We start from the raw sequence: 21,432 nt of genomic DNA on the forward strand, positions 1-21,432 counted from the left end.
CTGAAAGTTATAAACAACAAATGAATAAATTTTCAGCCGGTGTTTTTTGTTTCTTTTCGACATCAAAAAGAAAGAAGCCTGTCCGGCTAGGACTAATAAAACACCCCGTCCTGCGGACACCACTCTAAAAGAGGGGAATATATACCACTTGAAATTTAAACGTCATTTATATTGATTTTTATAAAATAAATTACCCCTCAGGGTGACAGCCAAAAAGGATGCCGCTTCATCCGATAGTTATCGGATCGAGTTTAGGTTGAGCGGTTGTTTTTAATCACGCAGCATTATTTCTTCACTACAAAAGACTGTTTCCCGGTCAAGAGATCGTAGAACAATATAAAATCGCTTACTAAACTATAACCGGGGTATTGAAAAGTTGCAGGTTTGTTTTTTTCAAAGAAAAAGTGACCAACCCACGCAAAACCATATCCAAGTATTGGAATTGCCAAAAAGAAATGCCAGTTGTGAAACAAAAATCCTGTGAAAAAAGCAAGACAAACCAATCCCGTACCAATAAAGTGTAAAATACGTGATGTGGTATTGGTGTGTTCTGACAAGTAAAAAGGGTAGAACTCTTTAAGCGACTTAAACTTTTTTTCTGACATACACTAATTTACAAAATTCCGTTCGCTTTTAAAAAGGTACCCAATTGCGCTGGTTTTTCGGTCATTAATAATGCATTTAATCCTACTTTTTTTGCGCCTTCAATATGTTGCGGACTATCGTCAATAAATAAAGTTTCAGCAGGGTTTAAATTATTGTCTTTTAATACCTGTTCGAAGATATTGGTGTTGGGTTTGCGCAGTTTCATATGCTGAGAGAAATAGGCTTTCTCAAAATAAGCATCGTAATTATTGATCTGGAAGGTTGCTTTCAGGTAATCAATGATCCAGTCGTAGTGGATTTCGTTGTTGTTGCTCAGTAAAAATGTACGGTATTTTTCTTTTACCTGAAGCAGTAAGTCGTGATTTTCCTGTATGGTGCCAATTAATAAACTGTTCCATGCATCATCAATCTGCTGGTCGGTTAATTCGGGTTTATTAGCGGCTTTCCTAATTCCTGCTCTAAATTCGGCAGGAGAGATTGCCCCGGTTTCAAAGTCATCAAATAATCGGTTATGAGCTTTATGGGCAAAGAAATTTTCGATGTCGGTAATGCCCAACTTTTGAAAAGATGCTTGCGCAATTCTGAAATCGATATCAAATATTACGTTTCCGTAATCGAAAATAATGTTTTTAATGTTTTGCATGGAAATCCTTTAGCATTTGCTGCAAAGATATTATTGCTGATTTAATGGCGGGTATTAAACGGCATTTTTTTACAATAAAAAACCCGAAACCTATTGTAAGTAAGTTTCGGGCATAATATCTTGCGATGTGGCCATTCCCACCCCGATAGCTATCGGGGTGATTGGGAACCACGAAGTGTTCATCAAAGATAATCTTAATGCTTTAGTGGTATTTTCTATTTGCATTAAGATTTCCGCTCAATGTCATTAAATGAAGGAGAAAACAAAAAACATTGTCATCCTGAGCCTGTCGAAGGACAAATGTTTTTTGTTTTCGCTACCAAAAGGTCTTCGACAAGCTCAGACTGACAGCAACTGTGCTTAACTCCATGATATTGCATCTTCGCCTTCGTGGGAATGATGCAACATCAAAATGATTTTATTTATAGACCTATTTAGGTTCCACCGTTATCGATTGAATAATTGGTCTATTTTTTTTATCACTTGTTTTTAACTCTTTGAACACAAAATAAATGGAATGGAATTTTCCATCTGAAAGCATGTTGATCGGGATACTTTTCCTAAAGGTAGATTTGCCTATCATAATGCCTTTGCTATCATCTAACCTGATCTCGATTTCGCCATCTGATCCAGGATCAAGATTTAAAAATGAAAAACCAAATCCTGAAATACCAGTTAAATCAACATTTTTAATTGCTATCCAGCCACTTTCTTTGGATAGGACAAGTTTTTCACCGCCGTAAATATCTTTTCGCTGAAAACCTTCAAAAACTTTAATGTCATCAGCATCAATTATACTGCTTTTAAGATTGATGGCGTTGGTTGTAGTTAAAGGTTTTAAACCTGTACCACCTGCATCAGTATAAGTGGCCTTTAAGGTTAACACCGATTTCTTTTTATCAGTAGTTGCAGGAGGAACAATTTTTCCGGTTGTTGGAAGTGATGCTTTAACGGCTTCCTTGTTGCCCAAAGTCATAATCCATTCTGTAATTTTTTTCACTTCGGCTTCTTTCATTGCGGTATGCGCCGGCATCGGTACTTCTCCCCACACGCCATGGCTCCCGCCAATCACTTTCGAGGCCAGGTAATCAACCGCTTTGCTATCGTTTTTATATTTAACAGCAATTTTGTTAAACGCAGGACCAATGGAAGCAGCTGCTTCTTTATGGCAAGTGCTACAGTCAGATTTTAGCATTAATGTTTTGCCTACAAGGGTTTGTGCTGCTTGCTGGTGGCCCAATTGCGCGCCTGCTAAATCGGTTCCTTCGGTGTAGGTATTGGAAATATAAATGCGGCTATTATTCACTTTTGCACCCTTATCGCTCACTAAAACTTTGTAATCAACCGGTTTATTCGGGAAATAAAAACTTTTATTGCCTGCTAAATCTATACTTACATTAGGGTGTTCATTACCAGCAAAAACCGATACTACCTGGCTCTTCGCCGAAGTTTTACTTTTATCCATTACGGTAACACTTACCGGATATTCGCCTGCTTTAGTAAAGGTGTATTGTAAATTTGGTGTGGTAGTAGTTTTAGTAATTCCTTTTCCCAGGTTCCAAATGTAAGTCAAGGCATCTCCGTCTGGATCTTTAGCCGTAACAGTTGCGGTTAATTTGTAAGGGAGTAATCCACTTGTTTTCGCAATATTTAAACTTTCAATTGATGGAGGTCGATTTCCTTTTAAATAATCAATCCTCGTAATTGCGGCATCAGGGTTTTTAGTAAACCAACCTTTACCATACTCGAGGATGTATAATTTCCCATCAGGCCCCAATTCCATATCAATAGGTGCAGCCAAAGAAACATTAGACATAAAGGGTTCCATGCTCAGGTAATCACCCTGTGCATTCATGGTTACGGCTTTAACCCATCCACGTACCCATTCGTAAATAATCAGTTTTCCGTTGTAATAAGCAGGGTAAGGTGAGTTTGCAGTTGCATAATAAACTGGTCCAGCCATTGCGGTACGCCCACCTGAACCTACCTGTGGAAATTCTGCCGATTCGCCATACGGATACCAGATATAAGCAGGTTGTGCAGGTGGAAGTTGTTCTAAACCTGTATTGTTTGGCGAATTGTTAATTGGCTTTTCAGGATCAAAAGCATTGCCATTGGCTCCGTTGGTATAATCGTAAGCTTTATATGGATAGTTATTACCTATAAATAGCGGCCAGCCAAAGTTACCGGCCTTGCGGGCCTGGTTTACTTCATCATATCCCCTGGGGCCCCTTAAAGCATCGTCGTTACTGGCATCGGGGCCAACTTCTCCCCAATATAAAAAGTTGTTTTTTTGATCTACCGAAATGCGGTAAGGATTTCTATTACCCATTACATAAATTTCGGGTTTAGATTTTGGATCATTTTTCGGAAAAAGGTTACCCTCTGGGATGCTGTAAGTTCCATCTTCATTTACTTTGATCCTTAAAATTTTACCCCTTAAATCATTGGTATTTCCTGCAGATCTTCTGGCATCGTATTGTTCTAAACCTTTTCTGTTGTCGAGCGGGGCATAACCTTTGTTCACATATTGTTCTTTGGGTACATCAAAAGGAGTAGAGTTGTCACCTGTCGAAACATACAATAAATTATCAGATCCAAAGGCGATAGATCCTCCGGTATGGCAACAGATTTCGCGTTGAGAATAAAATTCTAAAATGATTTTTTCTGATTCTTTTACAATCTGGTCGTTAATTAACTTAAATCTGGATAATCGGTTTACCGATTTATCAAAAGGGCTATAGAAAAGATAAATATATTTATTAACTGCAAATTTTGGGTCGGTGGCCATACCCAATAAACCTTCTTCTGCATTAACATTAGGGTTGCTGGTTTTAAAATAAACATCAAGTTTACCAGCTTCTTTAATTTTTTTTGTCTGGTTTTTATAAATCAATACTTCACCTCTGCGCTGTGCTACCAAAATATCCAGGTTAGGGAGGATGGTCATTTCGGTAGGCTCTGTAAATTCGCCTTGCGCAAGTGTAACTTTTACAAAACGGTCCTGATCTGGTGTATCTATTGTATTTTTAGGGAAAAATTCGAAAGCATTGCTTTCGTAAATGTTTTTGTTTAGTGTTGTTGCCGATATTAATACAAATGCTATCGCAGATAACAGCAGGGTAAAAGTTGTTTTCATTTATTTGATTAAAGTATTTTGAATAAATATAGGATATAGTTTTATAGCCTGCAGTATTGTATCAAAATTTATGCGAATCAGGTCGAAATAGGATTGGATGATCGAGTTGTATATTGAATAGGTTCAAAATGAAATGATAAGAAGTTTTCGGCCAAAATTCATACATCAACAAATTTATTGAGATGATCTATTTTTTGTTTAAGAATCTCTACTGTTCAATAGGTATTGTGCTGGTAATGTTAGTTTTATATAGGTATAAACTCTAAAAATATTACCGTGACCGGAGTAATAACAGCTTACAATAAAGAAAGAGGTTTTGGTTTAATCTCTCAATATTTGGTTTTAGAAAGCATCTATTTTGATATAGTAGACTGCAAAGCGAAAGGTTTGTATGTTGGAAGTACTGTCGAATTTGATACTGTTATTGCGAAAAGAGGAGTAGTCGCTAAGAATATAATGGGGATAACTAAACTTAAAGTGAGGCCAAAAAGTTTAATATAAAGATTCGATTTAAAATCGGCCGGCCTTATCTCAATCAGTGTAAAAAGCTACAAAAATTAAAAATCATACAACTTCAAGTTGTTTTTTGAATTATTTTGTGTCAGCCTATTGTCATTCTGATTTTAATCTGTAACTTACAGAATGGGCGATAAAGTAAATTTGATTCTTGGAATAGTTTTCCTTTTGGGTGGTTTTAGTGTTTTCTTTGTGATTTTTAGCGGAAAAAAGGGTTAGTTCAATTTTCAAATACTTTTTTCAAGAGAAATTTTTCTCTTCGAATGGTTTATTTTGATGATGCGGCAAAATTCGGTATCCGAATAAAAAAAAAGAATTCATTTTCTGTTATTTACGACAGCCTTGTAGTATTTAGGGTTGTTTGGAATGTGCAAAAATAAAATGTAAGCTGAGTGCTTATTAATAGGAGCAGTTTTTACAAAATTTATTCTGTTAAGGCCTTGTATTACCTTATTGTGCCAATTGCAATATCGATGCTGGTAAAGCGTACTTGCTTTCGTCAGCTTTACGCTTAGTGTAACGCAATAAAATAGAGAAATTACTGATTCAGTTCGCGACTTTTTTTATTTAGAGGTGCTTTGTTTGCTCAGATGTCAAAATCATCATTAATTGTCGCTTAATCTATAGATTGAGTATCGAAATCTATTTAATTGCCAAAACTTTTTGAGTTTTTGTATGTTTGTTGTATTAAATCTAAATTAAATGCAAGGAACAGTGAAATTTTACAATGAATCTAAAGGTTTTGGCTTCATTATAACAGAAGACGGCGAAGAACTTTTTGTTCATGTTACAGGCTTGGTTGATAAAATAAGCCAGAACGATCGGGTAGAGTTCGAAATCGCTCAAGGAAAAAAAGGTCCCAATGCTGTTAATGTTAAACTGATTTAACGCTGCAATGAGATTAGGTACAGTAAAGTTTTATAACCCTAAAGAAGGTGTTGGCAGTATTACACCATCAAATGGTGGGCGCGAAGTGAGTGTTTTTGCCCGCGGTGTAATCGATCCGATAAAGCCCAATAATATTGTTCAGTTTGATATTGAATTTACACAAGGTGGCATCGAGGCCATTAAGGTGATGGTGCTATCTGCATAGTTAGGCCATTTAAAGAAAGTTCTTTTTGTATCGTATTACCGATCTGTTAATATTTGGCACAGTTTTTTGGCTTAGCTATATATTAGTTAACGCAAAAGGATCAAAATGGTGACAAAAGAAATGGGAACAATAGATTATTATAGTGAAACTGAAGGCTTTGGGAAAATCAGGAGCGATATTGGAGAAGAAGTTCTGTTTTATCAAAGCGGCCCAATAAATGGAGCTGATTTAAAAAAGGGTTTAAAGGTTTCTTTCGAATTGCATCAAATATTATCAATTGCAATGAATGTGCTGATTATTGAACCAAAAGATTAATAATTGTTCAATGTTTTTGATTCTTATAGCCTGTATTACAGATAGAATTTAATCATTATGATAGATTATTTTAGCAACTTGTAACCAAATCTGATAACTTTGGTCTTACTGTTGTTTATTCTTAAGTGTATGATACAGCTCGAGCCAATTACCGGTTTTTTTAAAAGAGAACGTGCGTTGCAGGCAATATACCCTATGCGTATGTTGATTGTACGTGAGGGGAATGGTTTTTTGTGCATGAATTCTGGCGATTACCCCTTGTTAAATGGCAGGGTATTTTTTATTCCGGAAGAAGGTCTGGTTAGGCTCGAAGGAGAAATAACCTCAGGTTATTGGCTCAGTTTTAGCAGTTTATTATATGCCGAATTTTTACTTCAGCACTTAGATCCCCAAGCTAAGAATCTCTTCTTAAATTTGTCTTTCAGGGATCTCGATTCGCACAAATCAACTAAAACTTATAGTTTACTCGATCAGCTAAAAAAAGAAATCAATATCAAAAAAGATATGCCCTTTTTAGCGCAATACTTATCATTGTTTCTAGGTTTTACGGCTGGGTTAGATGGTTATCTTGCCGCTTTAACCTTAGATGATTTACAGCAGGTATTACGGTTTAGGGCCATTTTGGAGCAATTTTATAAGCGAGAAAGGTCCATTCAGTTTTATGCGGAGGGCATGGGGATGAGCACCGGCAAATTGAATAAGTTTTTAGACCGTGTACTTGGAAAAAGCTTAACAGTACTAATAAAAGATCGGATTATGCGCGAAGCGGAAGAATTGTTACTACATAGCGATTATACAGTTGATGAAATAGCCGAACTCTTGGGGTTTGAACAAACCACTAATTTTAGCACCAGTTTTAAACGGCATAAAGGCATGTCTGTACTTCAATTTAGCCGCCTAACTTAAATTGACTGAAAAATTGGTGCTTCTGCCAAAGAAATGTCCGTCAGTTCGATTTCATCTCTTCTAGAAAACAGGTTTCCAGACCTCACTACATTAATTGCTTGCACGCCTAACGCGTAAAGTTTTGCTTACTGCATCTATTTTATCAGCCGCACCAATTTTGCATTGGCTAAATTATAAAATCTTGGTCTAAAGAAAAAAAATATTCTTAATAATGTTACATAGCTGTATTTAAGCGCTTACAACCCTGCATCTACGTTAATTCTGAGCGGGTAAAATAAAAAGTCTAGTGAATTTGTAGTCTATTCAAAAAAAATTATATTTGCCAAAAATATAATCATTATGAAACAAGAGTTTACGAAATTTTTTCTCGTACAGGGCCCATTATTTATAGCGTTAAATAGGATGTACTGTTGCTGTTGATCTAAAAAGAATAGTTTGTTTCTGCTGGTGCAGTAGGCAAAAAAAAGGAAAATACAAAAGTATTTTCCCTAGGCAAAATTAACGAAACAGGAATTCAATTGGCGTTGCACCTGTTTCAGATCAGTTCAAATCACCTATTTCAAAGTTATGCAAAATTTTGAGAAAGTCAATCCTGTACAAGGGGCTTTGGCTTTACGAAGTATTACGTTCAATTTTCGGTTGTACCTCTGGCAAACATGCCGCATTTTATTACCTGCATTATTTTTATACTTACCGCTGCTGTTGCAGGCACAAACCCCAACAGAACCTACAATCAATGCTACTTTATCAGGAACTGTAATCGATGCAAAAACCAAAGAAACCTTAATTGGCGCGTCAGTTAAAATTCAAGGGACAACCAATGGCTCATCAACTGATAGGGAAGGCAAATTCCGTTTAATTACCGGGCAAAAGTTCCCTTTTACTTTACTGGTTAATTTCGTCGGGTATAAACAAACCGAAGTGGTGGTAACGCAAAGTCAGATTACGGTTGAACTTGTAGAAGACTACAATCCACTGGATGATGTGGTTGTGGTAGGTTATGGCACACAGAAAAAGGTTAACCTTACCGGATCGTTGGCCACAGTAGATGCCAAAACATTGGCCAACAGACCGATTACCAATGCTACTCAGGCACTTCAAAATGTGCCGGGTGTTTTTACCAATCAAACCAAAGGCAGGCCTGGTGCCGATGCAGCTACCATCCGCATCCGCGGGGCAGGTACCTTAAATAACAACAACCCTTTGGTATTGGTTGATGGGATTGAATTTCCCTTGGGCGATGTTAACCCAAACGATATTGAGAGTGTAACCGTTTTAAAAGATGCAGCTTCTGCGGCCATTTATGGTAACAGAGCAGCAAATGGCGTGATTTTAGTAAAAACGAAGACTGGCAAAAGAGGAACATTTTCTATTGATTATAACTTTTATGCAGGCGTACAAAAGGCTACAAAGTTTCCTGATGTGGTAAGCAATACGGTTGATTACATGATCGGTAAAAACCGGGCCCTGGCTAATGAGGGCAAACCCGCTGAAAGTAGTGAAGCACTGATTAACGAATTTAGAAACGGTACTGATCCCTTTATTTATCCAAATACCAATTGGTTCGATATTATGTTCCGAAATGCAGCCATACAGGAACATAATCTCCGTATTTCTGGTGGTTCGGAAAAAACAGCTTTTTCTATCTCGCTGGGTTATTTAGATCAGGATGGTATTTTAATTGCTTCATCTGGTAAACGTTACTCCTTAAATTTGAATGTCAGCTCCGATATTACCAGAAAACTAAGGGTAGGTGCAAGTTTAACCGCTAATTTTTGGAACAGTAAAGAAAGTGCCTATAGTGCAGATGATGGTAATGGCGAAGGTGGTTTAATGGGTTTAACCTATCGTGGTTTGCCTTTTCAAACACCATATGCACAAGATGGTACCTATGCCGATCAGTGGATTCGGGTACCTGGGCATAACTTTTTCAGAAATACTGTTGCCTTGGCAAACGAAGGTTTTAACAAAAATAACCAGTACCGCACCCTGGCCAATGTGTTTTTAGAATATCAACTGCCATTCAATATCAAATATAAAACCACTTTGGGGGCAAACCTGCTTTATGGTATCAACAAATATTCTTATCCGGCCATTAACTTAACCAATCCAAAAACTGGCGTAGTAAGTCCAATTGGCAATACACCTGCGCGAGGGGTTCGGCAAATCAGTCAGAACAATATCAATATTACCAACTTTCATACGTTAAACTGGGAAGGTTCGCTGGATAAACATCATTTTAGTGTTTTGGCGGGCTTTAGTTTAGAACGTTTTGACGATGGTAACTTTTCTGCTTATAACGAGGGCTATCTGGGCAACGATTTAACAGAACTTAATGCGGGAAGTACATCACCTCAGGTTACGGGTACTTCGGGGGCTTCGAGGTTACAATCGTACTTTGGCCGTTTCAACTATAATTACAACGAAAAATACCTGTTCGAGGCCAATTTTAGGTATGATGGTTCGTCGCGCTTTGCCAAAGATAAGAGGTGGGGCTTTTTTCCTTCATTCTCTGCCGGATGGAGAGCCAGTGAAGAAGATTTTGTTAAAGACTTAAATGTTTTTAGTAATTTAAAACTTAGGGCATCATACGGCAAGTTGGGTAACCAAAATGTGTCGTTATTCAGTTATGTAGATGCCATCGCACTGGGACAGAATTATAATTTTAATGGAACCATTGTTAGTGGAGCGGCCATTACGCAGTTAAGCGATCCAAACATTACCTGGGAAACAACTACCATGAGCGATATCGGTTTAGAAGGTAGCTTTTTTAGAAGCAAGTTAACTTTTGAAGTCGATTTTTTTGATAAACAGACTTCGAAAATCTTAAGACAGATCAGTGTACCCGGGCAGGTGGGTAATTTAGCCGGACCTGTAAAAAACATTGGGGCAGTAAACAACCGTGGTTTCGAAATCACGCTTGGCTTTAAAGATTCGGTAAAAGATTTTCGCTACAACATCGATGCGAACCTTACCTATGTAAAAAATAAAGTAACCAATGTAAACGGTCAGAAATATTATAGCGGTAATACCATTATTCAGGAAGGATCGCCAATTGATAGCTTTTTTGGATTACAAGCGGAAGGAATTTTCCAAACTGCAGACGAGGTGAAAGCGCATGCTTTTCAAAATGCAGGTACGGTTGCCGGCGATTTGAAATATAAAGATGTAGATGGTAATGGTGTGATTGATAATAACGATCGTGTGGTAATCGGTAACAGTATTCCGAAATTCGTGTATGGTTTTTCTGGTGGTTTTGGCTATAAAAGATGGGATTTCAGTTTCATCTTCCAGGGCCTGCAGGATGTGGATACTTATTTAACCGGAAATTTAGCGCAGCCGTTTAAAAATGGTGCAGGAGTAACCAACGATTGGCTCACCGATTCGTGGACTCCAACCAATACCAGCGCATCTTTACCGCGTTTAACTACATCAAATGGCTATCCGCAAAACTTCCAGACTTCGAGCTTTTGGGTAAGGGACGCTTCTTATCTCAGGCTCAAAAATGTTCAGATCAGTTATTCGTTCCCTAATAAATGGTTAAATAAAGCCGGAATTGACGTGTTAAAGGTATTTGTTAATGCGCAAAACTATTTAACCTTTTCAAACTTCAAGTTTAGCGACCCGGAAAGGAATTTAACCCGAGCCGATCTAATCGAATATCCGAATGCGAAAACAATCAGTGCGGGAATTAATGTATCATTTAAATAACAGGTCATGAGAAAATATATTCTATTTATATCAATTTCGGTGTTCTTGTTTAGCTGTAAAGATTATCTGGATGTAACACCAACCGATCGTTTTACGCAAGACACCTATTGGAATACAAAAGTTCAGGCAGAAGCGGCGCTGAACGGAACCTATGCCGCAATTTACTATAATGTTTATGCTGCCAATTCCATCTATTTGGATGCCTTAAGTCCGAATACTTACCAGTACAATAACGATTATAACATCATTTCGAGAGGCTTGCACAATGCGGCAACTGCTTATTTTAACGAAACCTGGAATGGGAGTTATAAAGGTATAGGCAGGGCCAATAATGTATTGGCCAATATCGATAAAGTGAGTATGGATGGCGCCTTAAAAGAAAGGTATAAAGCTGAAGCTAAATACCTGCGTGCCTTATATTATATTCCCCTATGGAACTTATTTGGTGGGGCGCCATTAATTACCGATGCCACCAATTACGAAACCCAGGCCAATTTGCCAAGAAACACGGCCGATGAATTGCTGGCGCAGATTTTAAAAGATTTAACCGAAGCCTCATCAGGAACTGCATTGCCTTTAACCTACTCTGGTGCTGATAAAGGAAGAGCAACACGCGGCGCGGCCCTAGCGTTAAAAGCAAGGGTTTTATTATATGCCAAACGTTGGAAAGAAGCTGCAGAAGCTGCAAAAGCAGTTATCGATTTAAAAACATATAGCTTGTTTCCCGATTACCGCGGTTTGTTCTATCTGGAAAACGAAGGCAATGCCGAAGTCATTTTTGATGTGCAATATAAATACCCCGAGTTTACCCATTCGCTCGATATCAGTTTAGATCAACAATTGGGTTCAGCACCCTTGCCCGATCTGGTCAATACTTATTATGCAACTGATGGTAAGCCAATCAGCAATTCGGCCGTTTACAATGCCGCAAAACCTTTCGAAAACCGCGATAGCAGATTGCAGGCAACGGTAATTTTACCCGGTACAACATTTAAAGGGGCTACGGTAACCGCTATTCAATACCCGAGTACAGGTTATGGATTAAAAAAATATACTATTTTTAAAGACAATGAAAAACCTGTAGCGGCACCAACCAGCGGAACCTCTGAATTGAATTTAATTTTACTTCGGTATGCTGATGTGCTCTTGATGTATGCTGAAGCAAAAAATGAAGATACTGGGCCAGATCAATCGGTTTTTGATGCTTTGAATTTAATAAGAGCAAGAGCTAAGATGCCAAATATTTCATCTACCTTAGGTCAGGAAGAACTGAGGGCGGAGATTAGGCATGAGCGGAGAGTAGAGCTGGCAGGAGAAGGTTTATATTATTACGATATACGCAGGTGGAGAATTGCCGACCAGTTATTAAATGGAAATATTACCAACAGTGCAGGTGCAAGGATTGATAGCCGCCTGTTCGATGCCAATAAAGATTATTTATGGCCCGTGCCTTCAATAGCAATCCAGAATAATCCAGCATTAAAACAGAATCCCAACTATAATAAATAGAAATGAAAAATGTATTAAAATTTATAGCTTTTGCTACAATGATGGGCAGTGTAGCTGTGGCACAGGCACAAAGCAAAAAGAAACCCAATATTATTTTTATCCTGGCTGATGATCTTGGCTATGGTAATGTACACAGTTTTAACCCGAATTCTAAAATCCCCACACCGAACCTGGATAGGCTCACTGAAGAAGGTATTAAGTTTACCCGTTTCTATTCCGGAAACACGGTATGCGCCCCTTCAAGATGTGCTTTGATGACGGGTTACACCATGGGCCATGCCTGGGTTAGAGGTAATGCAAAAGCAAAAGACGGACTTGCGGCTTTACGTGCACAGGATACTACTTTGGCTGAACGTTTAAAAGGAAACGGTTATAAAACAGGTATGTTTGGTAAATGGGGTTTAGGCGATGAAGACAGCAAAGGTGCACCACATTTAAAAGGGTTTGATAGTTTTTACGGTTATCTGGATCAATCGCATGCGCATGATTATTATACCAATCGTTTGTACGAAATTGTTGGCGGTAAAACAGTTGAGGTGCCTGTTGATACCACAAAATATACCGAAGACCTGATTGTAAATAAAGCAGTAGATTTTATCAATGCCAATAAAGATCAGCCTTTCTTTTTATATCTGCCTTTAACGGTTCCACATGCGGAACTGAAAGTACCTGCAGAACTATTGAAGAAATTCCAGCATGCAGATGGTTCGAGTAAATTTCCACCTGAAACTCCTTTTGAGAAAAAAGGAAACTACGATAGTCAGGCGCAGCCACATGCTGCTTTTGCTGCCATGGTAAATAAACTTGATACTGATGTGGGTACTATTGTAGCCCTGATCAAAAAGTTAGGTTTGGATAACGATACCTACATTTTCTTTACCAGTGACAATGGTCCGCACAAAGAAGGTGGTGCCGACCCCGTGTTTTTTAACAGCAGTGGCGAGTTTAGGGGAGTAAAAAGAGATCTGTATGAAGGTGGGATCCGCGTGCCGTTAATTGTAAGGGCACCGGGTAAAATTGCAGCCGGGCAGGTTAATCCAACACCATGGGCATTTTGGGATGTATTGCCAACCCTTGGCGAACTTAGCGGAACAGCAACGCCAAAAAATATTGATGGACTGTCGTTCTCTCCATTGTTAAGTGGAAAAAAAGCAGTTAAAGAACATGAATATTTCTACTGGCAGTTTAACGAAGACGGTCTAAAAGAAGCTGTAACCAAAGGCGACTGGAAATTGATCCGGTTTAAAAATAAAGGCACGGCCGAAAAGCTGGAGCTGTATAACCTAAAAGCTGATATTGGTGAAAAAAATAATATAGCAGCCAAAAACCCTGATACGGTAAAGGCGCTTTATGCTTTAATGAAACAGGCTAAAACACCTTCAGAAAATCCACGTTTTGATTGGTCGGAAATTGAAAAATAGATGAAGAGGATTAAGCCAATGCTGGTTTTGAGCTGTACTTTGATTTTTGCCTGTAAAAATGGTACGTTGAAGCAGAATACTCAAGTGAAAGTGAAATATAAGCCCGCGGCGTGTTGTTCGTCTAATCTGCCATCACGCTTTGGTATAAAAGCGACGGGTAACGTTAGCCCATTCGGCGATAAACAGATTAAAAAATCATTGTAAAATGAATTCCAAGGTTGGTGTCTCACCAACCTTTTTTTTATCTGATATGGGTAGTATAGTGGAGGGGTAGTTATTTTCATTAATTAACAGAAAATGAGTGGTTTGTGGTTCTTGGCGGTTTGCAGCCCCGCTTTACATTACTCCCGACTTAACGTCGGGATTCATTGCAATCGGGTTTAGGAACAGGGGGCTGCACCTTGCAACCGTAAAAAAGAAATACTGTTTTTGTCCACTAGCCCCGGTTGAAGCGTTACTCCAATGTCATTAAGTTAAGAGATAAATTATAAAAAAGATGTCACCCTGAGCGTAGTCGAAGGGCATTTATTTGCGTTTTATCGATCTCAGGAAGTCTTCGACTACGCTCTCCACAGGAGTCCTTTGGACAGACTGACGACCACTATGCTTAACTTAATGACATTGAGCGTTGCCCTGCAGCAACGAGATAGGAGGAAGCGAAGCGGAAAACGGGAAGAAAGAATGTTTGCAAAGGCATTGCGCTACAAATCCAAATCAGTTTTTCTTCTCCTGGGCCTATGAGGTACGCAGACAGTGCTGTTATGTTGAAGATTTATTTTTAATCCTCAAATAGATAGCCGCTATATGCCAATCCTTTGGCTACACTTTTAAAATTATCGCCAGAGTTTAATGGAATGTGTGGGAATTTGGATTTAAACAGATTTTGTACGGCCGAAACCATCGATGTTCCTCCGGTTAAAAATAAACAGTCAATTTCCGCTGGCTTGATTTTATAGGTTTCCATAAACTGATCCAGGTAAGCATCGATTTTGTTGATGTCTTTTTCTATAATCGCATTGTATTGTCCGAGCGAAATATTTTCATCAATCTCGATCCCCATATTGCTATAGGCAAATTTAGAAACAGGTTGGTCAGAAAGTTCGATTTTCGTTTTCTCAATCGATCTGAACAAGGAATAACCGAGATTATTTTCGATCAAGGTGATCAGGTTTTTAAATTTCGGATCGTTTCCAGAGTAATAATAATACTCCTCAATCTCTTTCTGGATTTTTAAACCATTAAAAAAGTTCATTTTATCCCAGGTGCATATATTGGCAAAAAGCGATTTCGGCACATTTAAAACTTTGCCAGGGGTAGCCTCATACATGGTGTTCTTCCCAAAATATGGTGTGCCTTTATCCCACATGAAAGCGGAATCCAGACTATCGCCACCAATGTATATACCGCCCGAGGCTATCATATCATTTTTACGGTCTTTGCTGCCAACTTTATCCGGATCGAGGATCAGGTAGGTGAAATCTGTTGTACCCCCACCTAAATCGGCTACTAATACGCGTTCTTTTTTCTTGATTGTTTTTTCGTAGGCAAAGGCCGCCCCGATAGGTTCGAATTGAAAACGCACATCATTAAAGCCTGCACTTTCAGCGGCTTTTTTTAACCTGGTCTGCGCCAGGGTATCTTTCATGGTATTATCATCGTCAAAGAAAACCGGCCGGCCGATAATGGCTTTGTGGCAATCTTCGCCCGTAATCAGATCCGCTTTTTCTTTCAGGTCTTTAAGAATGAGCGTAACCAGATCAGATGCTGTATATCTTTTATTGTGAATACGGGTTTCGGTAAAAGTAGTTCTCGAAAGGATCTGTTTAATGGATTTGATAAAGCGGCCTTTCATGCCGTCATTCAGGTAAGCATCTATTGCTTTTTCGCCAACAATATGGCTTTCACCATCAACCATGCTTTTTACTTCGGTAAAATAGATCAACGAAGGGATAGAAATCGTATCTACAATTTCTTTCTTTTCTTCATCATAAATAGAAAGTGCCGAATTGGTTGTTCCAAAATCGATTCCGTATAAAAACTTACTCATGGCCGGGTATGTTGTGGTTGGGGGCTAAAATGGGGTTGCGAAAGTATTAAAAAAAAGCGAGGCCTGAAAGCTTTTTAAGCTTAAAATATACCTTGTATATAAAACCTTATTCACTATATTTAAAAAACATTCACGCTTTAAATTAAATCACAGTTGAAAACTACTATACTCTTTTTACTGGGCTTAATTTTCCAGCTTTTTTGCATCAATCCTGTTTCTTTCGCTCAAAAAAATATACCTGATACTGTAAAGACAGGAATTTATGTAACGAGCATCCACGATATAGATTTTAAAGACAAAGAATACACCGTTAATTTTTGGCTATGGCTAAAATATAAAAACAAGGAATTTAATTTTGCCGATAACCTGGAGATACCGCAGGCCAAAACGGTTAGCAAATCATTTTCTACGATCGATAGCAGTGGTAATGAAGTGTATATGCTCATGAAGCTGCAATGTGTAATGAAAGATTCGTGGTCGATCAATAATTTTCCGTTCGATCACCAGTTGCTGAGGCTTTCTGTAGAAAATTCTCAATTTGATTCAGCAGCTTTGGTATTTGTTCCTGATACCCTGGGCAAACAATTTGATCCGCGGTTTACCCTTCGCGGATGGAATATCGACAGTTTAAAAACTTCTGCAGCCAATAAAATTTATGAAACAGCTTTTGGCGATCCAGGTATAAAAGTGCCAAGAACCGAATACAGTAGTTATAAGGTGAGGATCGGGATTAGCAGAGATGCTTTTGGACTATTCTGGAAAATGTTTTTAGGTATGTATGTTGCTTTTTTTATCGCTTATATGTGCTTTTATATCCACGCCGATAGCATCGATTCGCGCTTTGGACTAAGTGTAGGTTCTCTTTTTGCCGTAATCGGTAATAAATACATTATAGATGGTTCGCTCCCCGAATCGACCACTTTTACATTGGTAGATACCTTACACGGAATTACCCTGGTATTTATTTTGATCGTGATTGTACTAACAGCCTTTTCCTTAAAAATGATCAAAAGAGGAGAGGAGAAAAAAGCGGAAAGGTTTGATCGGTTTTTCTCCATCTCGCTTTTAACCGTTTACCTTCTTTTAAATATTTTCTTTATTGTAAAAGCTATAAATGCTTAGCCGAAGATTAAAATAACTCACTTGTACCCAAATGGGCGTTTACAATGCGGGTAATCTGTTGGCCAAGTTCTTTTGCATTGCCAATTCCTACGCTTTTTAGTGCTGCCAGCTGATCGGTAGTTCTGGGCATTTTTTCTGCAATGGAAAGCAGTGCTAAATCTGAAAGTACAGCATAATCTTGCGTACCGCGTTGCAGCGCGATTGTTTTGCGCCATTCGACCAGGTTTTTATAAACCTGTGGATTGGAAATCTCCTTTGGCTTGATGCTCGATTTAACTGATTTTTTCTCCGGTTGTTTATTGCCTGCCGCGTGCAAAGTATGGATATAATCTTTGATCGAAAATGGATTCCACGAAATTTTAAATAAGGCCAGTTTTATCTGCAGTGCATCTTTACAGTCGTTTAATACCGTAAGCAGTTTGTCAGAGTGGGTATCATTATAAAAGTTGATGGCCACAATTCTTGTCATTAAGCTAATGAGCTGTTCGAGTTTTGGAACGAAATAATCAGATGCTTTCTGTAAACGTTCCATAAAAGCACTTTCATTTGCCGGATTTTCGTCGGTGCTTATCTTCGAAAACTCCTTGGCGATAAAATTCCTGGCCACTTTAAAGATTTCGTGCTGAAGGATCTGATTGCCTTGCTCATAAATGGATAAAAAGGCATTCTTTTCATCTTTGTCGATCAGTTTAGACTGGCCCAGTTTTTCCCAGTCTTTGGCAACCAACGAGAAATCCAGCAATTCATGGATCAATCCCCAGGCATATTGCTGCGTATAACGTGCCAGCAGTTCAGCCGTAGGTTTATCCTGGTGAGTGGCTTTTGTAAAACTGATTACTTTGGCATCGGTAATGATGTTTTCGGCAACCACAGGCGATTTTAGGATGAGCCCCTCTAAGCTTCTGCAACGGCTGAGTGCTACGTACGCCTGTCCGTGGGTAAATGCAGTGCTTACATCCACGATCGCCTGGTCGAAGGTTAATCCCTGGCTTTTATGTACGGTAATGGCCCAGGCCAGTTTAAAAGGGTATTGTGAAAATGATCCGGTACTGGTTTCGTCGATTTTATTTTCTTCGTCACTCAGGCTATATTTAACATTTTGCCAGATTTCTTTTTCCACTTCAATTTCCCTGCCGCCATTGGTGAAGGTTACTTTTATCGAATCCTGATTAATAGCCGTTATTTTTGCCGCTTTTCCGTTGTAAAATTGCCTTTTGCCCGAAGAATCATTTTTGATAAAGATGACCTGCGCACCCAGTTTTAACTGGAGTTTTTCGTCGGTAGGATAGGCATCCTTCGGGAAATCGCCACTTACTTCCGCATTAAATTCGAAAATTTCTCCAGGTAATTTTTCTAAACAGCCCTGGTTAATTTCGTTAACCAGCTGGTTGTGTGTGGTTAAAGTAATGTAATCATCTTTCCATTCCTGATCTAAAGATGGATCGTAACGCTCATTCAGTTTCGCTAGTAAACCCGCATCAAGACTGTTTTCGCGCATGCCGTTCAAAATATCCAGAAATATGGGGTCTGACTGGCGATAAACTTTATCTAAGATAAACGTAAGCATTGGCGTAGACCTGAAAATCAGGCTGTCGAAAAAATAGGGACTGGAATAATAACTGCCCAGTATATGCCAGGCATCATGAAAAATAGGAGAGAGCTGGTAGAGATCGCCAATCATTAACACCTGCACGCCACCAAAGGGGCGGTTAGAGCCTTTAACACGCTTTAAAGTACGGTCGATAAAATCAATCAGATCAACCCTAACCATACTAATCTCATCAATAATCAATAAATCGAGGCAGCGTAATAACCTTGTTTTTTCGTCAGAGTATTTAAAGTTCGTTTCCGCATTTTCATCAACAACCGGAACCAAAGGGCCGAAAGGAATCTGAAAAAAGGAGTGAAGCGTTACACCTCCGGCATTTATTGCCGCAACAGCTGTAGGGGCAACAATAGCGAAATTCTTTTTGGTGGTATCCCTAATCTTGCGCAGGAGGGTAGTTTTACCCGTTCCGGCTTTACCGGTTAAAAAAACTGGCTGGTTGGTGGTGGCTAAAAAATCTAAAAGAAGCTGGTTGTCCGGATCGGGCGTATTCATATCAATTACAAAATTAACCTATTCGAAATGGATTTGAGGATAGATAAACAGGCGTTTTATCCACAATTTTAATCTGAAAAGAAGCTCGGTAAAATGAAAAGTAAAATTAAGCGCTTGAAAATGAGTTTATATTCTTCCTTTTTATGAAAAAATGCCGAAAACATTTTCGAAAATTCAATTCAAATTTGTAACATTGCACTCGCAAAAAAGGATAACCTTTTTTCCGGGCCTATAGCTCAGCTGGTTAGAGTAGAAGACTCATAATCTTTTGGTCCCTGGTTCGAGCCCAGGTGGGCCCACTGCTTTAAACCCCTTTAAGGATAACTTGAAGGGGTTTTTTGTTGCGCAGGAAACTATGCTACAGGTTATTTAAAGGCTGTTTTCTGCAATAGTAGAACTGCTACTCACTTATATATATTCCCTCCTATATCCACTTGGATAACATTTTCAGACCTTATCAAAATCAATAAAGTCTGCTTTTCAAAAATTTAAGCAATTACAAAAAGACCGTAAGAAAAAAGGACAGCAGTTTTGTTTAAAAATTAATGGAAATACCTGGTTTTAGGTAGATCTATATAGTGGTTTATAGTTGTTTTAATCTATTTGAGCCAAATTATTGGATATTGGCACTGCAGTTGCATCTGGGTATTTTAAAATTTAGAATTAAAAATTGCATAATGAAAAAAACAACAACAAACTTAACTATGGTAGTCAAAGGATGTACATTTGCATTAATAGTAGGTGTCGTGCTGCAATTTGCGGCTTGCTCTAAAAACAAAGATATTAATCCGACCGATGAAGAAATCTTGAGTAAGAAAATAGAAGATATTATTCCGCAACAGTATGTAGATAGCTTGACCAAACTGGGTTTTACTATAAATAAGGGTACTACGCCCCCAAATATCGATGGTTCTTATTTATTTAAGCCTTTCACCATAAAAAGCAGTAATATACCATACGATAGCTATCAGCCTGGTTATGTGCTTATTGACGGCGTAGTTAAACTTTATGAGCAAAGTACCAGCGATTTCAGCATAAAAATGTTGGGCAAAAACTTTATTGGTACAGCAGATACCAGTGTAGTAACCGCCATTAGTGGAAGTGGAAATAAATTTACCGTTTACGGAAAGGTAAAAGCGTACAGAAACGGTGGTTATAATTTTTACGCTTTTTTAATGTCTGGAGAAAAAGATGGCAATAATATTAAAAACGGAATTGCAGGTATCATAAACATCGATGATTCTCACACCGGACCTAATACCATTGCAGAGGGGCAAGGCAGAGTTGCCTTTGATGGCGATTATATTTCTGTACCTACAGATTTTAATAGCAAAACAGCTATGATTACCGAAAGAAATAGCATTAGCAGTAAAGCATCCCAATTCAAATAAAAAAGAAAGCGGCTAGGAAAATCTCCCAAGCCGCTTTCTTTTTGCTGTTAAATTTATACTGAAAAACTTTCACCACAACCACAGCTGACATTAGGATTTACAAAATTAAATCCTTTTCCATTTAAGCCATCAGTGAAATTCTTCGACACCAGATTCTCCCGGATTTATAAATAGTATCTTCACCTCCTGCTGAAATTTTTGCCGTTACAGTGGGAGCTCTTCTGTGCGGACAAGTTATTGCATCCTACGGTATCCAAAATGTAGTGTGGGCAAGTGTGGGCTGTCTGATGATTTCTTTTGCCATTCTGAAAATAAAAAGATACTATTTAATTAACACACAAACCTGATCAACAATACTGTATAGTATTTTGAAACTATACAGCAAATCATTAAGCAGAAATAGAGCAATAAATAAGTGTTGAATACTATACTATATTTTTTGCTAAATCTTCGATTAAATGCAAATCAGATAGGAAATAGTTCGAGAAACGCCCAGGTGGGCCCACTGCTTTAAACCCCTTTAAGAATAACTTGAAGGGGTTTTTTGTTGGAGCCGGAATTTTTGTTTCAAGTGCCTCTAAATGTTGTTTGAGCTATTTAAATTTAACGGCTTTTTGTAGGATAGGCTTTATTTATGAACTTTCTTATCGTGAAGTTGTTAAACCCAGATAACTTCTCAGCCTGTTCATCAATGCTTACCCTTATTTACAAAACTGCTATTTTGATAATCCAAATATTTGGCTGGGATATAGTTTGACAAACTTTTTATAGAAATGCGACACTTCTTCAGCCTCTTTCTGCTTTTTCCGTGTTTTTTAAATCCTTCTTTGCTTTTCTTATGTCAGAAATATCTTTTGCCTGTAAGATAAAGAATACAACCAAGAACTATTCCGATAACTGTCAAATCAAGAG

The 21,432-nt window shown here is 38.3% G+C and carries 15 protein-coding genes, 1 tRNA gene and 1 pseudogene; 11 read left to right on the forward strand and 6 right to left on the reverse strand.

Annotated elements, in window-relative coordinates:
- Positions 1-284: 284 nt before the first annotated feature.
- The 3 genes from AC07VK_RS02685 to AC07VK_RS02695 form a co-directional block, all read right to left on the reverse strand.
- Positions 285-605 carry an Mpo1-like protein gene (locus tag AC07VK_RS02685; RefSeq protein ID WP_492958152.1) on the reverse strand — a complete coding sequence of 107 codons (321 nt, stop codon included), beginning with the start codon at positions 603-605 and terminating at the stop codon, positions 285-287.
- Positions 606-613: 8 nt separating this feature from the next.
- Complete coding sequence (locus AC07VK_RS02690; RefSeq protein WP_492958154.1) at positions 614-1,249, reverse strand: HAD family hydrolase; 636 nt, start codon at positions 1,247-1,249, stop codon at positions 614-616.
- A 430-nt stretch (positions 1,250-1,679) separates the two neighbouring features.
- On the reverse strand, positions 1,680-4,388 hold the full coding sequence (locus tag AC07VK_RS02695; RefSeq protein ID WP_492958156.1) for a PQQ-dependent sugar dehydrogenase: 2,709 nt from the start codon (positions 4,386-4,388) through the stop codon (positions 1,680-1,682).
- Between the two features lie 276 nt (positions 4,389-4,664).
- Here AC07VK_RS02695 and AC07VK_RS02700 point away from each other — a divergent pair, with 276 nt between their 5' ends.
- The 8 genes from AC07VK_RS02700 to AC07VK_RS02735 all read left to right on the forward strand — a co-directional run bounded on the left by AC07VK_RS02700 (position 4,665) and on the right by AC07VK_RS02735 (position 13,859).
- Positions 4,665-4,889 carry a cold shock domain-containing protein gene (locus AC07VK_RS02700; RefSeq protein ID WP_492958158.1) on the forward strand — a complete coding sequence of 75 codons (225 nt, stop codon included), beginning with the start codon at positions 4,665-4,667 and terminating at the stop codon, positions 4,887-4,889.
- 717 nt (positions 4,890-5,606) lie between these two features.
- The gene (locus AC07VK_RS02705) at positions 5,607-5,792 is read left to right on the forward strand and encodes a cold-shock protein (protein WP_492953156.1); all 186 of its coding nucleotides are present in this window, start codon (positions 5,607-5,609) and stop codon (positions 5,790-5,792) included.
- A gap of 7 nt (positions 5,793-5,799) precedes the next feature.
- The gene (locus AC07VK_RS02710) at positions 5,800-5,997 is read left to right on the forward strand and encodes a cold-shock protein (RefSeq protein ID WP_492953157.1); all 198 of its coding nucleotides are present in this window, start codon (positions 5,800-5,802) and stop codon (positions 5,995-5,997) included.
- 105 nt (positions 5,998-6,102) lie between these two features.
- Positions 6,103-6,312, forward strand: a complete 210-nt coding sequence (locus AC07VK_RS02715; protein ID WP_492958160.1) for a S1 domain-containing protein — start codon at positions 6,103-6,105, stop codon at positions 6,310-6,312.
- Positions 6,313-6,441: 129 nt separating this feature from the next.
- Entirely contained in the window at positions 6,442-7,218 is a 777-nt protein-coding gene (locus tag AC07VK_RS02720; RefSeq protein ID WP_492958162.1) for an AraC family transcriptional regulator, read from the forward strand.
- A gap of 567 nt (positions 7,219-7,785) precedes the next feature.
- Complete coding sequence (locus AC07VK_RS02725; protein ID WP_492958164.1) at positions 7,786-10,929, forward strand: SusC/RagA family TonB-linked outer membrane protein; 3,144 nt, start codon at positions 7,786-7,788, stop codon at positions 10,927-10,929.
- A 6-nt stretch (positions 10,930-10,935) separates the two neighbouring features.
- Positions 10,936-12,438 carry a RagB/SusD family nutrient uptake outer membrane protein gene (locus AC07VK_RS02730; protein ID WP_492953161.1) on the forward strand — a complete coding sequence of 501 codons (1,503 nt, stop codon included), beginning with the start codon at positions 10,936-10,938 and terminating at the stop codon, positions 12,436-12,438.
- A gap of 2 nt (positions 12,439-12,440) precedes the next feature.
- Positions 12,441-13,859, forward strand: coding sequence for an arylsulfatase (locus AC07VK_RS02735; protein ID WP_492958166.1), 1,419 nt, complete (start codon positions 12,441-12,443; stop codon positions 13,857-13,859).
- A gap of 778 nt (positions 13,860-14,637) precedes the next feature.
- Here the strand turns inward: AC07VK_RS02735 and AC07VK_RS02740 are convergent.
- On the reverse strand, positions 14,638-15,906 hold the full coding sequence (locus AC07VK_RS02740; RefSeq protein WP_492958168.1) for an Hsp70 family protein: 1,269 nt from the start codon (positions 15,904-15,906) through the stop codon (positions 14,638-14,640).
- Between the two features lie 153 nt (positions 15,907-16,059).
- On the opposite strand from AC07VK_RS02740, the gene AC07VK_RS02745 reads away from it, so the two are divergent.
- Positions 16,060-17,028, forward strand: a complete 969-nt coding sequence (locus AC07VK_RS02745; RefSeq protein WP_492958170.1) for a ligand-gated ion channel — start codon at positions 16,060-16,062, stop codon at positions 17,026-17,028.
- A gap of 7 nt (positions 17,029-17,035) precedes the next feature.
- Here the strand turns inward: AC07VK_RS02745 and AC07VK_RS02750 are convergent, their stop codons facing one another.
- Entirely contained in the window at positions 17,036-19,129 is a 2,094-nt protein-coding gene (locus AC07VK_RS02750) for an HRDC domain-containing protein (protein WP_492958172.1), read from the reverse strand.
- 225 nt (positions 19,130-19,354) lie between these two features.
- On the opposite strand from AC07VK_RS02750, the gene AC07VK_RS02755 reads away from it, so the two are divergent.
- Positions 19,355-19,428, forward strand: a tRNA-Ile gene (locus AC07VK_RS02755).
- Between the two features lie 378 nt (positions 19,429-19,806).
- Entirely contained in the window at positions 19,807-20,520 is a 714-nt protein-coding gene (locus tag AC07VK_RS02760) for a hypothetical protein (protein WP_492958174.1), read from the forward strand.
- A gap of 53 nt (positions 20,521-20,573) precedes the next feature.
- Here AC07VK_RS02760 and AC07VK_RS02765 read toward each other — a convergent pair.
- A pseudogene (locus AC07VK_RS02765) lies at positions 20,574-20,660 on the reverse strand (iron-sulfur cluster assembly accessory protein); the annotation flags it as partial.
- Positions 20,661-21,432 lie beyond the last annotated feature (772 nt).

The sequence above is a fragment of the Pedobacter sp. GW821-FHT01D05 genome (assembly GCF_059422505.1).